This is a genomic window from Mesorhizobium sp. AA23, assembly GCF_001672435.1.
Taxonomy (GTDB): Bacteria; Pseudomonadota; Alphaproteobacteria; order Rhizobiales; family Rhizobiaceae; genus Mesorhizobium.
This window is the reverse complement of the sequence record NZ_LYTP01000001.1, coordinates 561,456-575,051: the sequence shown is the minus strand read 5'-3', so window position 1 is coordinate 575,051 and position 13,596 is coordinate 561,456. Positions and strand designations below refer to the sequence as shown.

The following is a 13,596-nucleotide window of genomic DNA, read 5'->3' as shown; positions in this document are numbered from 1 at the left end:
GGCTAGCCGTCAGGTGTTCCTGCAGGGCCGTCATAGCGGGCTCGCGGCCTGATCGGCCTGTTGCTCGTCACCTGCTCGATGGCATGCGCCGTCCAGCCGATGCTGCGACCGAGCGCGAACAGGCGAAAGGGCGCGTCGGCGGGGAGATTGAGGCTGCGCGTCAGCGCGGCCAGCGCGAAGTCGACATTCGGGCGCATGCCGGTCGCGGCAAGGACGGCGTCGCGCAGATGAAGCAGATCGTCAGCGATGTCGAGGTCGGGCAGCAGAGCCTCGGCGCGCGGATCGCCTTCGGGATAGAGCTGATGGCCGAAGCCGGGCAGCGGCCGGTCGTGGGCCAGCCAGCGCGCGATCGTCTCGTCCGGCCCGAGCCGCTCGGCATCCTCGACCAGCGCGATGGCCGCGGCGCCGGCGCCGCCATGACGCGGGCCGGTAAGGGCAGCGAGCCCGGCAAGCAGGCAGGCCACGATCGGCGCGCCGGTCGAAGCGGCGACGCGTGCGGCGAAGGTCGAGGCGTTGAGCTCGTGATCGGCCAAAAGCACCAGCGCCTTGCGGATGAGATCGGCACCGGCAGCGTCGACCGACCAGCCGCGCGCCAGCCTTTCATGCACCGGCTCCGCCCCCGGGCTTGCACCGAGTGACGTCGCGAGCACGCTGGTGGCGCTGGCGCCATCCTGCTGCAGCATGCCCGGCCTGCGGCCGAGCGAAGGCCGGCCAGCCGCGGCAAGCGCCGACAATCTTGCAAAGGCCGTCGGGGTGCCGCTCTCGCGAACGATCGAAGGCGTCAGCGATGCGAAGGATATCGCGGCGCCGGATGCCCAAAGCAGGCTTGCTGCCTCCTCCAGCGTCGCTGTCGCGGCAAGCGCAACGGCATCCTTGCCGCGATAAACGAGGCGGCCGTGCAGCACGGTGGAGATGGCAGTGGTGATCGCTGGCTCGCCCCAGGCGATGGCGCTTTCGGCGATCGCCTGGGGGCTGCGCCCGCGCGCCCGACGGGTGGCGAGCGCGGCTATGTCGTCGGCTCGATACTGGCTGCGGCGCGGATCGGCCCCGTCAGGCCGCATGCCGATGCGGCCGCGGCTGACATAGGCGTAAAGGGTCTGCGGCCGGACCTTGAGCCGCGCCAGCGCTTCCTCCCGCGTCAGCCATTCGGACAAGTTCGCACCGCCTCATATTGATTCAGTTGATCAAGATTGATGCGTTGATTGTAGAGCATTAACTGCAGTGCACAAAGGGTCAAGGAGACAGTCATGGCAAATGGGCTCGATGATGTTGTGGCGGCGGAGACGGTTCTTTCCGATGTCGACGGCGCGGGCGGCCATCTCACCATCCGAGGCCATTCGTTGACGGAACTCGCCGGGCACTGGCGCTACGGCCAGGTGGTCCGCCTGTTGTTCGACGGGTTCTTTGACGAGCTTCCCGGCGACGACGAGTTGGAGAAGGCGATCGGCAATGCGCGTGTCGAGGTTTGCGAACGGCTGCAGCCGATGCTCGCTGAACTTCCAGCGCTCGATGTCTACAGCGGCATGCGCACCGGCATCGCTCTTCTGCCCGACGGCGACTCGCTCGCCGACGCGCTCCGGCTGATCGCAGCGCCGGCGGTGCTAACGCCGGCCCTGCTGCGGCTCGGACGCGGCGAGAAGCCTGTTCCTCCGGACGCACGCGCCGATCATGCCAACGACATGCTCCGAATGCTCTCCGGTACGGCCTCGCCGGCGCTTGCCAAGGCGCTCGATACGTATCTGGTGACGGTCTGCGACCATGGGCTCAATGCCTCGACCTTCGCAACGCGGGTGGTGGCGTCGACGCAGGCGGGCTTGACCTCGGCGATCCTGGCCGGGCTCGGCGCGCTCAAAGGCCCGCTGCATGGCGGCGCGCCGGGGCCGGTGATCGAGATGCTCGACGCGATCGAGGCGAGCGGCGACGCGGCCGCCTGGCTGCGAAACGAGATCGCGCGCGGCGAGCGCATCATGGGCTTCGGCCATCGCATCTACCGCGTGCGCGACCCACGTGCCGACGTGCTGAAAGCCGTCGTGCGGCGGCTAGGCACACGTTATGAGACCGGCAGCCGGCTGGCCTTCGCCGAGACGGTGGAACAGGCGGCACTCGACGTGCTCAGGGTCGCCAAGCCGCAACGCTCGATCCAGACCAATGTCGAATTCTATACCGCGCTCCTGCTCGAAGCCGCGGGCTTCCCGAAGGAGGCGTTCTCCAACGTCTTTGCCGCCGGCCGCGTCGCCGGCTGGATTGCGCATGCGCGCGAGCAGCAGGCGACCGGACGCCTGATCCGGCCGCAGTCGCGCTATGTCGGGCCGGCGCCCGATCTCGTCGCCTGACGCCGCGAGCAAACCCCAATGCAATACTCCGCGTCCGGCAGCGGACAGTTTTTTCATGAGCGAAATTTCACCCGATCACGCTTGTGTGCTCGTGTTCTTGCCTTGGTCCGTCCTTATATGCTGCGCTGCAACATAGGCTGACGGCAGCGGTCCCGCTCCAATGACGCAGGGGCAGGCCGGCACATCGAGACAAGGAACGCCATGGCGAAGAACGGCAAGGCGGGGGACAAGAAGAAGATCAACATCGCGCTTCAGGGCGGCGGTTCGCACGGCGCCTTCTCCTGGGGCGTGCTCGATCGTCTGCTCGAAGACGGGCGGCTTGAGATCGCTGCCGTGTCCGGCACCAGCGCCGGCGCGATGAATGCGGTGGCGCTGGCCGACGGCTTCGTGCGCGGCGGCGTCGAGGGCGCGCGCACAAAGCTCGACGATTTCTGGCGTGCTGTGGCCTCGAAGGGGCGGTTCAGCCCGGTGCAACGCATGCCGTGGGACGTGGTCTGGGGGAACTGGTCGATCGAGAACACGCCCGGCTATTTCTTCTTCGACACCATGTCGCGGGTCTTCTCGCCTTACGTCGCCAATCCGCTCGGCCTCAACCCGCTGCGCGATGTGGTCGAGAAGGAGATCGACTTCGGCAACGTGCACGCCTGCAAGTCGATGGAGCTCTTCATTTCGGCGACCAATGTCGAGACCGGGCAGCTGCGCGTCTTCTCGGATGGCGAGATCGACATCGACACGGTGATGGCGTCGGCCTGCCTGCCGCAATTGTTCCGCGCCGTCGAGATCAAGGGCGTGCCCTATTGGGATGGCGGCTATGGCGGCAATCCGGCGCTCTATCCGTTCTTCAAGACTGCGGCGGCCGAGGACGTGCTGCTCGTGCAGATCAACCCGGTGGTGCGCGAAGGCACGCCGAAGAGCGCCAACGAGATCCAGAACCGCATCGACGAGATCACCTTCAATGCCGGGCTGCTGCGCGAATTCCGCTCGATCGCCTTCGTCAAGGAACTGATCGCGGCGGGACGGCTGCCGCATGGCGAATACCGCGACATCCGCATGCACCGCATCGATGCCGACGAGGCTTTCAAGGATCTGTCGGCCTCGTCCAAGGTCAACGCCGAATGGGCCTTCCTCGCCTATCTGCGGGACCTTGGCCGCAGTGCGGCCAGCGACTGGCTGGAGGAGAACTACGACGCGGTCGGCAGCCGAGCGACGCTCGACCTCTCGGGCGAGCTCGACGACGGCTTCAAGCCGATGCGCGGCCCGGCCCCGGGCCGGCGGGTCAAGGAATTCCTCGCCGCGCGCATCAAGCCAGAGTCAGCGCGCCGGCGAGCCTAGTTGCCCAACCCTGTCGCACGTTTCAGCAGGCGCCGAGGTTTCCCTTGCGGAACCGCCGATATGCTGGATTCACCTCCGTCGCGCGAGTAGTTTACCTCGGCGTAAACGGGAGGTAGCGATGCTGCAGACCAGACAGAACTCTCTCGGGGTCAAGTTTGAGGCGCAGTGCAGGGCTTTCGAGAAGGACCCCTTTCCTGGCCTCGCAGTGCGCAAGGACCGGCTGAAGCGGCTGCTGGCGCTGACCGAAAAGCATGAAGCCGAGATCTGCACGGCGATCGACAGCGATTTCACTGGACGGGCGGCGCAGGAAACACGGCTTGCGGAACTGTTCGTCGTTCGCGCCGGCATCAAGCACGCCATCCGGCATCTGCGCGGCTGGATGCGCGAGCGCCGCGTCGCCACCAGCCTGCCGTTCCTGCCGGGGCGCAACCGCCTTCTGCCGCAGCCGCTCGGGGTCGTCGGCATCGTCTCGCCCTGGAACTATCCGTTCCAGCTTGCCATCGCGCCGGCGACTGCCGCTCTAGCCGCCGGCAACCGGGTGCTGCTCAAGCCGTCCGAGCTGACGCCGAATTTTTCAGACCTGCTTGCCCGGTTGGTCGAAGAGCATTTTTCCTCCGACGAGATGAGCGTTGTGGTCGGCGATGCCGAGGTCGGCAAGACATTCGTGTCCATGCCTTTCGATCATCTCCTGTTCACCGGCTCCACCGCTGTCGGCCGGCAGGTGGCGCTGGCCGCGGCCGCCAATCTGACGCCGGTGACGCTCGAGCTTGGCGGCAAGTCGCCGGCGATCTTCGATGCGTCGTGCGATCTCGACGCTGCGGTCGCGAGCGTCGCCTACGGCAAGCTCTTGAATGCGGGCCAGACCTGCATCGCACCCGACTATCTGATGGTCCCGCAAGGGCAAGGCGCGGCGATCGCCGCAAAACTTGCCGGCGCGATGGCGCAGCTCTATCCGCGCGTGGGCGACAATCCCGACTACACGGCGATCGTCAGCGAACGGCACCAGCGGCGCCTGAGCGACATGGTCGCCGAGGCGCGCGAAAGCGGCGCCGATGTCACCGAGGTCAATCCGGCAAATGAAAGGCTTGGCGTGAGCGACCGCAAGATGGCGCCTGTCCTGGTCAGGAACGCCGGCGAGAGTTTGCGGCTGATGCGCGAGGAAATCTTCGGGCCGGTGCTGCCGATCCTCGAATACGGCACGATCGATGAGGCGATCGATCACGTGAACCGCGGCGAGCGTCCGCTCGCCCTCTATTGGTTCGGCAAGAACAGCGCCAATCGCCAAAGGATCATGCAAGAAACCGTTGCCGGCGGCGTGACGGTCAACGACTGCGTGATGCATCTGGTGCAGGAACGGCAGCCATTCGGCGGCGTCGGCGAAAGCGGCATGGGCGCCTATCACGGCGAATGGGGCTTCCGCACCTTCACCAAGGAAAAACCGATCTTCGTCCAATCCAGGCTGGGTGCCGGTGCCCTGCTCAGGCCGCCTTATGGCCGGACGTTCGAGCGGCTGTTCCGCTTGCTCAACCTGATCACCTGATCGGATTTATTTTCGGATTGGGCGCGTCCTCTGATTGCCCCATGCCAATGCGACATGTCATTTCGCAAAAAATTCTTCATCATACTGACGCCTGCTGCCATTGAGTGTCCGATCGGCTGAAAAGCCGGCCCCGATTGAGAAAAGCCAAGCAGTCCAGCATGTAAAACGCGGAAAAAACCAGCGCCCCGAGCTCGGCGGCGCAATAATCCATCAAAGTTTCTGACTGTTTTGCGCAACGGCTTTGCGGTAGAAGCGCGCTTCGCCGATCACGGCAAATTGAAGATGGCTCTGCGCGCCCCCATATCGGCCGCGCGCCCGGGGATCGAAACCGTCGACCTTGCCCAAGCCTGCAACGGAAAAAATGACGATGCCGAAAATCAGGTTTCACAAGCTTGCAGCCATTGCTGTGCTCATCGGATTCGCTGCCTGGATGGCAACGGGCGAGTTCTCGTCCGTGGGCAGCGCCGCCGATCACCAGAAGGAGGGAGAAGCAGGCAAAGCCGCGCAGTCCGGCGTCGAAAAGCCGAAGACGGCGGAGGCCGAGCAGAAGGCAGCATTGCGCACCGTCGCGGTGGTGACGCCGCCGCGCAAAACCTTCGCGCGGGCGATACGGATCTCGGGCCTGACCGAAGCCGACAAGCGCGCTGTGCTTGCTGTCCGCGTCGCCGGTGTCATCGATAAGCTCCCGGTCAAGCAGGGCGATCACGTCAAGACCGGCGACCTCGTGCTGATGCTTGCCGCCGAGGAGAAGCTCTCGAATGTCGACAATGCCAGGCAGCTGCTGGCGCAGCGCAAGGCCGAGCTCGACGCAGCCGAGCGGCTGGCCAAGACCGGCAACCTGCCCAAGCTGCAGCTCGACACTGCCCGCTCGAACCTGACGGCGGCGCAGTCCATGCTGGAGACGGCGCAGGCCGAACTCGACCGCAACGAAGTGAAGGCGCCCTTCGACGGCGTCATCGACCGCGTGCCGGTCGAGCTCGGCAGCTCGGTGATGCAGGGCGGCGAGGTGGCCACCATCCTCAAGCTCGACCCGGTGATCGCGCGCGGCGAGATCAGCGAGCGCGACCTGCGCTACATCAAGATCGGCGACCATGCCAACGTGCGCCTTGTCAACGACCAGAAAGTCACCGGCACGGTGCGCTACATCAGCCGTGACGCCTCCTCGCAGACCCGCACCTTCCGTGTCGAGGTGGCCATCCCCAATGCCGACGGCTCCATCCCCGCCGGCATGACGGCCGAGATCACGCTCAGCGCCCAGCCGACCGATGCGGTCATGCTGCCGCGCTCGGTGGTGACGCTGGGCGACAAGGGCGACCTCGGCATCCGCGCCGTCGGCAAGGACGACAAGGTGGCGTTCTTCCCGATCGACCTCGTCGACGACACGCCGAAGGGCTTGGTGCTTGGCGGCATCCCGCAGGACGCGCGCATCATCGTCGCCGGCCAGGAACTGGTGAAGGAAGGCGATCTGGTGAAGCCGGTCGAGGCCGACCAGGCAACCATCAACAAGCTGATCAGCGAAGCCTCCGCCGGCACGCAATAGCGCGGCCGCAGCGCCGGCTCGGCCGGCGCCGCTGGCCAATGTCGCGGCTTCCAGGGAAACAGCAGGCATAAGTCATGGACATCGTCAGACTCGCCATTCACAACGCCCGCCTCACAATATCGGCGCTGATGTTCCTGCTCGTCGCGGGCTGGGTCGCCTATCAGTCGACGCCGAAGGAAGCGGAGCCGGACGTTCCGATTCCGATGATGTATGTCAGCCTGATCTACCAGGGCATATCGCCGGAGGACTCCGAACGGCTGCTGCTCAGGCCGATGGAAAGCAAGCTCAAGAGCCTGAAGGGGCTCAAGGAGATGCGCTCGGCCGCCTTCCAGGGCGGCGGCTACGTGCTGGTCGAGTTCCAACCGCAGACCAACCTGGCCACCGCGCTGCAGGACACCCGCAGCAAGGTGCAGGACGCCAAGGCCGACCTGCCGCAGGCGGCGGAGGAGCCGACCGTCACTGAAGTCAACGTCTCGGAGTTCCCGGTTCTTGTCGTCACGCTTTCCGGCGACGTGCCGGAGCGCGTGCTGACGTCGGCGGCGCGCGAATTGCGCGACCGCATCGAGGAGGTGCCAGGCGTGCTCGAAGGCTCGCTGCAGGGCGCGCGCGACGATCTAGTCGAAGTCGTCATCGATCCGGTGAAGCTCTCCTCCTACGGACTCCAGCTCGATCAGGTGATCCAGGGCGTCGGCGCCTCCAACAGCCTGGTCGCGGCCGGCAATCTCGAAGGCTCCGAGGGCAAATACGCAGTCAAGGTGCCGTCGCTGATCGAGACGCCCGAGGACGTCGCCAAACTGCCGGTCGTCGCCACGCCCAATGCCGTGGTGCAGGCCAAGGACGTCGCCACCATCCGCTCCACCTTCAAGGACGCCGAGACGGTGACCCGCCTCGACGGCAAGCCGGCGATCGCCATCGAGGTGAAGAAGCGCATCGGCGCCAACCTGATCGATACGCTGAACCATGTCCGGGAGGTGTCGGACACCTTCATCAAGACGATGCCGGAAGGCATGCACGTCACCTACACGCAGGACAAGTCGGTCTTCGTCAACCAGCTTTTGGGCGACCTGCAGAACCATGTGATGATCGCCGTCATCCTGGTGTTCATCGTCATCCTCTACGCGCTGTCGGGACGCGCCTCGCTGCTCATCGGCCTCGCCATTCCGTCGTCCTTCCTGATCGGCATCCTGCTGCTTGCGATGATGGGCTACACGATCAACATGATCGTGCTGTTCAGCCTCATCCTGGCGGTCGGCATGCTGGTCGACGATGCCATCATCGTCACCGAATTCGCCGAGCGGCGCATGAGCGAGGGCATGCCGAAGGCCGATGCCTTCGCGCTAGCCGCCAAGCGCATGGCCGGCCCGGTCATCGCAGCGACAACGACGCGCATCGCCGCCTTCTCGCCGCTGCTCTTCTGGCCCGGCATCATCGGCGACTTCATGAAGTACATGCCGATCACGCTGATCGTGACGCTGTCGGCCTCGATGCTCTATGCGCTGGTCTTCGCGCCGACGCTCGGCGCCATCTTCGCCAAGGCGCCGGCGCATCACGAGGACAGCGATCGCGACGGCTGGTATATGGCTCTGGTCAAGCAGGCGGTGCGTTTCCCGATGACCGTCATCCTGCTCACCGTAGGCCTGCTGGTCGGCGTCGGTTTCGCCTATTCGAAATACGGCGCCGGCGTCGAGTTCTTCCCCAGCGTCGAGCCGGATTACGGCCTGCTCTATGTGCATGCCCGCGGCAACCTTTCGCTGGCCGAAATGGACGCCGCAACCAAGACGGCGGAAAGCCGCCTGCTCGGCTGGCCGGGCGTGAAATCGGTCTACACGCGCGTCGGCAAGACGCAAGGCGGCGGCCAGGACATCCCGGAAGACGTGGTCGGGGTGATCCAGTACGAATTCGTCGACTGGCGCGAGCGCAAATCCGCCAACCAAATCCTCGATGATTTGCGTGGCGTCATGGCCGGCATTCCCGGGGTCGATGTCGAAGTGCGCGTGCCCGAGGCCGGCCCGCCGACCGGCAAGCCGATCCAGATCAGGCTTTCGGCCGCCGACCCGGCCGGGCTCGACGACAAGGCGCGCGCCGTCGCCGCGCGCATCGCCAAGATCCCCAACGTGATCGATGTTTCCGACGGCCTGCCGCCGCCCGGCGTCGACTGGGCACTTGAGGTCGATCGCGCCAAGGCGGCGCAATACGGCATCAGCCCGACCTCGGTGGGCACTGTGGTGCAGCTGGTGACGAACGGTCTCAAGCTGTCGGAGTACCGGCCGGCCGGCGCCGACGACGCCGTCGACATTCGCCTGCGTCTGCCGGAAGACCGGCGCACGCTCTCGACGCTCGACGAGCTCAGGGTGCAGACCTCGCAAGGCTCGGTGCCGATCTCGAACTTCGTGGTCAGGAAGCCCGAGCCGACAGTCGGCGTCCTCAACCGCATCGATGGCGCGCGCACCGTGGTGGTGCAAGCCAATGTCAGCGCCGGCGCGCAAGTGGCAGCGGTGCAGGCGGAAGTCACCAAGGCCGTGGCCGACATGGATTTCGGCAGCGGCATACGCTGGAAGCTCGCTGGCTCCAACGAGGACAGCGCGGAAGCCAGCGCCTTCCTCAGCAAGGCTTTCGGCGCCGCTATCTTCCTGATCTTCCTGGTGCTGCTCGCGCAGTTCAACAAGTTCACCAGCGTGTGGCTTGTTCTCTCCTGCGTCGTCATGGCGACGATCGGCGTGTTCCTCGGGCTGCTTCTGACAGGGGAGGCCTTCGGCATCGTCATGTCGGGCATCGGCGTCATTGCGCTTGCCGGCGTGGTGGTGAACAACAACATCGTGCTCATCGACACCTATGACCGGCTGCGCGAGGAAGGCTGGGACAAGATGGATGCCGTGCTGCAGACCTGCCGCGAACGCGCCAGGCCCGTGGTGTTGACGGCGGTCTCGGCGATCCTCGGCGTGCTGCCGATCGCCTTCGGCCTCGGTCTCGAAATCTTCCATCACGAGACGACGATCAACGCGCCATCGACGCAATGGTGGATTTCGCTGTCGTCGGCGATCGTCTTCGGCCTGTCCTTCGCCACCTTGCTGACGCTGGTGGTGACGCCCTCGATGCTGATGGTGTTCACCCGCGCCAAGGTGAACCCGGGCGCCCGGCGTGGCTGGTTCGGCCGCCTGTTCCGCCGCGGCAAGGGCGAGCTCTCGACAGGCGAGCCGGTAGCGGAAGCCAATGCCGAGCCGGCGGTCGCCTTCCCGAAAGCCGCCGAGTAGGGCGACTTCGCAACTCAGGTACATGGAAGCCGCTCGGGAACTACCGGGCGGCTTTTTGCATTGTTCCCTCGAAGTTCAACCAGACGGCGAGGGTTTTCAATGACGATCGGTACAATTCTCGTAATAATCCTGATCCTGATCCTAATCGGCGCCGTGCCGGCATGGCCGCACTCGCGGTCTTGGGGCTATGGGCCTTCGGGGATTGTGGGAGTCATTCTGGTAGTGTTGCTGATCCTGCTTTTGATGGGCAGGATCTGAACCGACGACCATTTGCGGCCGGGCCTTGAAGTCCGGCCGTTTTCATCTTGAGGTTGTTCTTTGCTCAGGCGGCCTGACGCATGGGCGCGACGGCTATGCCGATGTCTTGCATGGCTTCCGCCACTGCTCGGGCGAGCGGGGTGTGCGGGATTTCGCCGATGACCTCTTCCAGGCGCGCTGACGCCAGCCGGTGCGGCTCGAACCGCAGGTAGGACATCGAGACGATCTCGCGCCACATGGTTACGAACGGGCTGCCGGCGCGCAGCACCCACCAGGGCATGAAGGTGAGTTTCAGCTTGCGGCCTAGCGCCTTTTCGGCGGCGGCCTTGATGTCGAGATCGGTGACGGCGTGGCCGGGGAAATTGATGGCCTCGTAAAAGCCGAGCTTATCGAGATTGCGCGCCAGTGCGACAAAAGCCACCGCGAAGTCGGGCAGATAGGCCCATTCGTGCACGAGCTTGGCCGGGCCGGCGGCGGTGTAGACCCCCTTTTCCATCTTGGCGGCGACGACGAGGTCGAACCAGCCGCCGCTGCCGGTGCCGCCGAAGAAGTCGCCGGCCCTAAGCAGAATGGTGCGCACACGGCCCGCATCGGCTTCGCGACGGACAAGCTCCTCCATGGCGACACGGATGCGGCCCTTCTCGGTGGTAGGAAGGCACGGGGTCTCCTCGGTGATCACCTGCGGCATCGGCGAGCCGTAATTATAGACAGTGCCCGGGAAGAGATGCAGCGCGCCGTTGGCCCGACAGGCTGCCATGACGTTCTCGGTCATCGGCAGGCATTTGTCCCAGTCGGTATAGATCGGGTTCAAGCCATTGAAGATGATGTCGACGCCTTGCGTGGCGCGGATCAGCGACTGGCGGTCCAGAGCATCACCGGCGACGGCAATAGCGCCCTTGAGCTCGGCCGGCACCTTGCCGGTGCGGGTGACGGCGCGGACGTCGAAACCGGCGTCGATGAAGGCCTTGGCAACCACGCGTCCGAGCCGGCCATTGGCGCCCAGAATTGCGATCTTGGTCATTGTTCGTCTCCGTTGCTTGCGTTTGCCCGCTTAATCTGACGTCTTCAAAGTCGAATGGAAATTGACTAAGATCGGCACTCTGTTATTCAAAAACGAATGAATGAATTCGACTGGAATCTAATCAAGAGCTTCGTCGTGGTGGCCGAGACCGGCAGCCTTTCGGCCGCCGCGCGCAAGCTCGCATCAAGCCAGCCGACGCTCGGCCGCCACATCGCCGAGCTGGAGCAGGCGCTCGGCGTCACGCTGTTCCGGCGCGGGCGGCGCGGCTACGAACTGACGGAGGCAGGCAGCGCACTCTACGAGCGCGGAAAGGCAGTCAGCGAGCAGGCCAATGCATTCTCATTGCTTGCGCTGGGCTCGGTCGAGGCGATCGAGGGTACGGTGCGCATCGCTGCCTCGGAGGTGGTTGCGGCCTGCGTGCTGCCGCAGATCACGGCGCGCCTTGGCGAGGAAGAGCCGGGCATCGAGGTCGAGATCGTCGCTTCCAACCAGGTCGAGAACCTGCTGCGGCGCGACGCCGACATCGCCATCCGCATGGTCAGGCCGGCGCAGAACGAGCTGATGGCGCGCAAGGTCACCGATATCGCGCTCTGCATATGTGCTGCGAAATCCTATCTCGACCGACATGGACGCCCGCAGAAGCCGAGCGATCTCGTCGACCATCCTTTGGTCGGTTTCGACCGCAGCGATGAGATCGTTCGCGGCCTCACCGCGTTTGGCATCCCGGTCAGCCGCAGCAACTTCCGCTTCAGGACCGACAACCAGATCGTGCTGTGGGAGGCGGTGCGGGCCGGCAATGGCATCGGCATCGGCCAGGAGCCGCTCGCTAGCCGCGATCCTCGACTGGAGAAGCTGTTGCCGGAGGTTCCCTTGCCCGAGCTGCCGGTGTGGCTTGCAATGCACCGTGACGTGCGCACCAGCATGCGCATCCGCCGCGTCGCGGATTTCCTGCATGAAGAGCTGAAGCGCTACTCCGCCGGCGCAGGCTCGGCGGCAAATTCGGCGCGGTAAGCGAGGTTCGCCATCAACAGCACGATGACCAGCAGGCCGGAAAGCGCTACGAAGATCGGGCCGAAGCTCGAATGCTCGGCGACGAAGCCGATCGCCGACGGCGCCACCAGGATTCCTGAATAGCCCATCGTGGTGACGACGCTCATGCCGGTGCCGGAAGACAAGCCTTCCTGGTTGCCGCCGGCCGAAAACAGGATCGGCACCATATTGGCGATGCCGAAACCGCAGAAGGCGAAAGCGGCAATGGCAAGATAAGGCGAGGGGGAGAGGCCGGCCACCAACATGCCGGCGGCAGCGACAAGCGCCGAGCCGCGCAGCGTCGCCACCGCGCCGAAGCGGTTGCGCACGCCGTCGCCGAGAAAGCGCATGAGCGCCATGACGCCGGAGAAGGCAGCATAGGCGAGGCCGGCAATCGCAAGGTCGGCGCCGAGCTCCTGCTGGAGGTAGAGCGCGGCCCAGTCGAGCACGGCGCCCTCTGAGACCATGGTGAGCAGCGCCATCAACCCGACCAGATAGACAATTGTGTGCCGCGGCAGCGTAAATTTCTGATGCCCGGCGGCCTGCGGCCTGTCGTCGGCGATGAGGTAGCGAACAGCAAAGGCGATGACCAAAAAGGCGAGCGCCGTCACCGCAATCGCATGCGCGAGATAGCCGTAGTTCTGAATGGAATAGCCACCAAGCGCGCCGCCGGCGAAGCCGCCGAGGCTCCAGAAGCCATGCGAGGACGACATGATGGCGCGGGAGAGCCGTCGTTCGACGATCACCGCGTTGGAATTCATGGCGACGTCCATGCCGCCGATCGAGCCGCCGAAGACGAGCATCGCGAGGGCCGCGAGCGGCACGTTGGGCGCAAGTGCCACGACCAGCAGGCCGAAACTGCCGCAGATGCCGAACCAGCGCAGCACGGGGCGCGAGCCGTGCCTGGAAATGAGATGGCCGCACCAGGTCATCGCCATCACCGCGCCGACACCAAACAACAGGATCAGCAGGCCCAGGGTGAATTTCGAGATGTCCAGCCGGGTCAGAAACACCGGGATCTGCGGCGCCCAGCTGCCGGTGAGAAAGCCATTGGCCAGGAAAATGCCGGCAACGGCCCAGCGGCCGCGCGTCGCGGCTTGCCTTGTGGTTTGCACGCTCATGGTTTGAAGTCCGAATGCTTTGCGCGGCAAATTAGATCGATTCAATTTGTAGTCAAGAAGCGCTATGGCAGAAGCGTTGGACCAAGAGGCGCGGACCTGTGAGGAATGGGCTCTACTTTGGAGATTTGGCCGAAACGCCTCCTTCGCCATCCATGGGCGAAGCAGGAGCGA

General features: G+C 65.0%; 11 protein-coding genes. 7 read left to right on the top strand and 4 right to left on the bottom strand.

The window, feature by feature from the left end:
- Window positions 1–2: 2 nt before the first annotated feature.
- Window positions 3–1,154: a citrate/2-methylcitrate synthase gene (locus tag A9K66_RS02770; protein WP_067319400.1), complete on the bottom strand. Its 1,152-nt coding sequence runs from the start codon at window positions 1,152–1,154 to the stop codon at window positions 3–5.
- Window positions 1,155–1,247: 93 nt separating this feature from the next.
- Here A9K66_RS02770 and A9K66_RS02765 point away from each other — a divergent pair, with 93 nt between their 5' ends.
- The 3 genes from A9K66_RS02765 to A9K66_RS02755 all read left to right on the top strand — a co-directional run bounded on the left by A9K66_RS02765 (window position 1,248) and on the right by A9K66_RS02755 (window position 5,205).
- Window positions 1,248–2,333, top strand: a complete 1,086-nt coding sequence (locus A9K66_RS02765) for a citrate synthase/methylcitrate synthase (protein WP_067319398.1) — start codon at window positions 1,248–1,250, stop codon at window positions 2,331–2,333.
- A gap of 201 nt (window positions 2,334–2,534) precedes the next feature.
- Window positions 2,535–3,665: a patatin-like phospholipase family protein gene (locus A9K66_RS02760; RefSeq protein WP_067319396.1), complete on the top strand. Its 1,131-nt coding sequence runs from the start codon at window positions 2,535–2,537 to the stop codon at window positions 3,663–3,665.
- Window positions 3,666–3,783: 118 nt separating this feature from the next.
- Window positions 3,784–5,205 carry a coniferyl aldehyde dehydrogenase gene (locus A9K66_RS02755; RefSeq protein ID WP_067319394.1) on the top strand — a complete coding sequence of 474 codons (1,422 nt, stop codon included), beginning with the start codon at window positions 3,784–3,786 and terminating at the stop codon, window positions 5,203–5,205.
- Window positions 5,206–5,415: 210 nt separating this feature from the next.
- On the opposite strand, the gene A9K66_RS31415 is transcribed toward A9K66_RS02755, so the two are convergent.
- On the bottom strand, window positions 5,416–5,550 hold the full coding sequence (locus A9K66_RS31415) for a hypothetical protein (RefSeq protein ID WP_280944302.1): 135 nt from the start codon (window positions 5,548–5,550) through the stop codon (window positions 5,416–5,418).
- 22 nt (window positions 5,551–5,572) lie between these two features.
- Here A9K66_RS31415 and A9K66_RS02750 point away from each other — a divergent pair, with 22 nt between their 5' ends.
- The 3 genes from A9K66_RS02750 to A9K66_RS02740 all read left to right on the top strand — a co-directional run bounded on the left by A9K66_RS02750 (window position 5,573) and on the right by A9K66_RS02740 (window position 10,254).
- Complete coding sequence (locus A9K66_RS02750; protein ID WP_082953667.1) at window positions 5,573–6,745, top strand: efflux RND transporter periplasmic adaptor subunit; 1,173 nt, start codon at window positions 5,573–5,575, stop codon at window positions 6,743–6,745.
- 74 nt (window positions 6,746–6,819) lie between these two features.
- Entirely contained in the window at window positions 6,820–9,996 is a 3,177-nt protein-coding gene (locus tag A9K66_RS02745) for an efflux RND transporter permease subunit (protein ID WP_067319392.1), read from the top strand.
- 99 nt (window positions 9,997–10,095) lie between these two features.
- On the top strand, window positions 10,096–10,254 hold the full coding sequence (locus A9K66_RS02740; RefSeq protein WP_040991775.1) for a DUF3309 family protein: 159 nt from the start codon (window positions 10,096–10,098) through the stop codon (window positions 10,252–10,254).
- Between the two features lie 64 nt (window positions 10,255–10,318).
- On the opposite strand, the gene A9K66_RS02735 is transcribed toward A9K66_RS02740, so the two are convergent.
- The gene (locus A9K66_RS02735) at window positions 10,319–11,275 is read right to left on the bottom strand and encodes an SDR family oxidoreductase (protein ID WP_067319390.1); all 957 of its coding nucleotides are present in this window, start codon (window positions 11,273–11,275) and stop codon (window positions 10,319–10,321) included.
- Window positions 11,276–11,371: 96 nt separating this feature from the next.
- Here A9K66_RS02735 and A9K66_RS02730 point away from each other — a divergent pair, with 96 nt between their 5' ends.
- Window positions 11,372–12,286 (top strand): LysR family transcriptional regulator, encoded by a 915-nt coding sequence (locus A9K66_RS02730; protein WP_067319388.1) that lies wholly within the window; start codon window positions 11,372–11,374, stop codon window positions 12,284–12,286.
- Here A9K66_RS02730 and A9K66_RS02725 read toward each other — a convergent pair.
- Window positions 12,244–13,425 carry an MFS transporter gene (locus tag A9K66_RS02725; RefSeq protein ID WP_067319386.1) on the bottom strand — a complete coding sequence of 394 codons (1,182 nt, stop codon included), beginning with the start codon at window positions 13,423–13,425 and terminating at the stop codon, window positions 12,244–12,246. The two genes, A9K66_RS02730 and A9K66_RS02725, sit on opposite strands and share 43 nt — an antisense overlap.
- Window positions 13,426–13,596 lie beyond the last annotated feature (171 nt).

Excerpts from the sequence above, each read along its gene's own strand:
- A9K66_RS02730 (WP_067319388.1), top strand. The coding sequence starts at position 11,372 with ATGAATGAATTCGACTGGAATCTAATCAAGAGCTTCGTCGTGGTGGCC.
- A9K66_RS02750 (WP_082953667.1), top strand. The coding sequence starts at position 5,573 with ATGCCGAAAATCAGGTTTCACAAGCTTGCAGCCATTGCTGTGCTCATC.
- A9K66_RS02745 (WP_067319392.1), top strand. The coding sequence starts at position 6,820 with ATGGACATCGTCAGACTCGCCATTCACAACGCCCGCCTCACAATATCG.
- A9K66_RS02735 (WP_067319390.1), bottom strand. The coding sequence starts at position 11,275 with ATGACCAAGATCGCAATTCTGGGCGCCAATGGCCGGCTCGGACGCGTG.
- A9K66_RS02740 (WP_040991775.1), top strand. The coding sequence starts at position 10,096 with ATGACGATCGGTACAATTCTCGTAATAATCCTGATCCTGATCCTAATC.
- A9K66_RS02760 (WP_067319396.1), top strand. The coding sequence starts at position 2,535 with ATGGCGAAGAACGGCAAGGCGGGGGACAAGAAGAAGATCAACATCGCG.
- A9K66_RS02725 (WP_067319386.1), bottom strand. The coding sequence starts at position 13,425 with ATGAGCGTGCAAACCACAAGGCAAGCCGCGACGCGCGGCCGCTGGGCC.
- A9K66_RS02765 (WP_067319398.1), top strand. The coding sequence starts at position 1,248 with ATGGCAAATGGGCTCGATGATGTTGTGGCGGCGGAGACGGTTCTTTCC.
- A9K66_RS02755 (WP_067319394.1), top strand. The coding sequence starts at position 3,784 with ATGCTGCAGACCAGACAGAACTCTCTCGGGGTCAAGTTTGAGGCGCAG.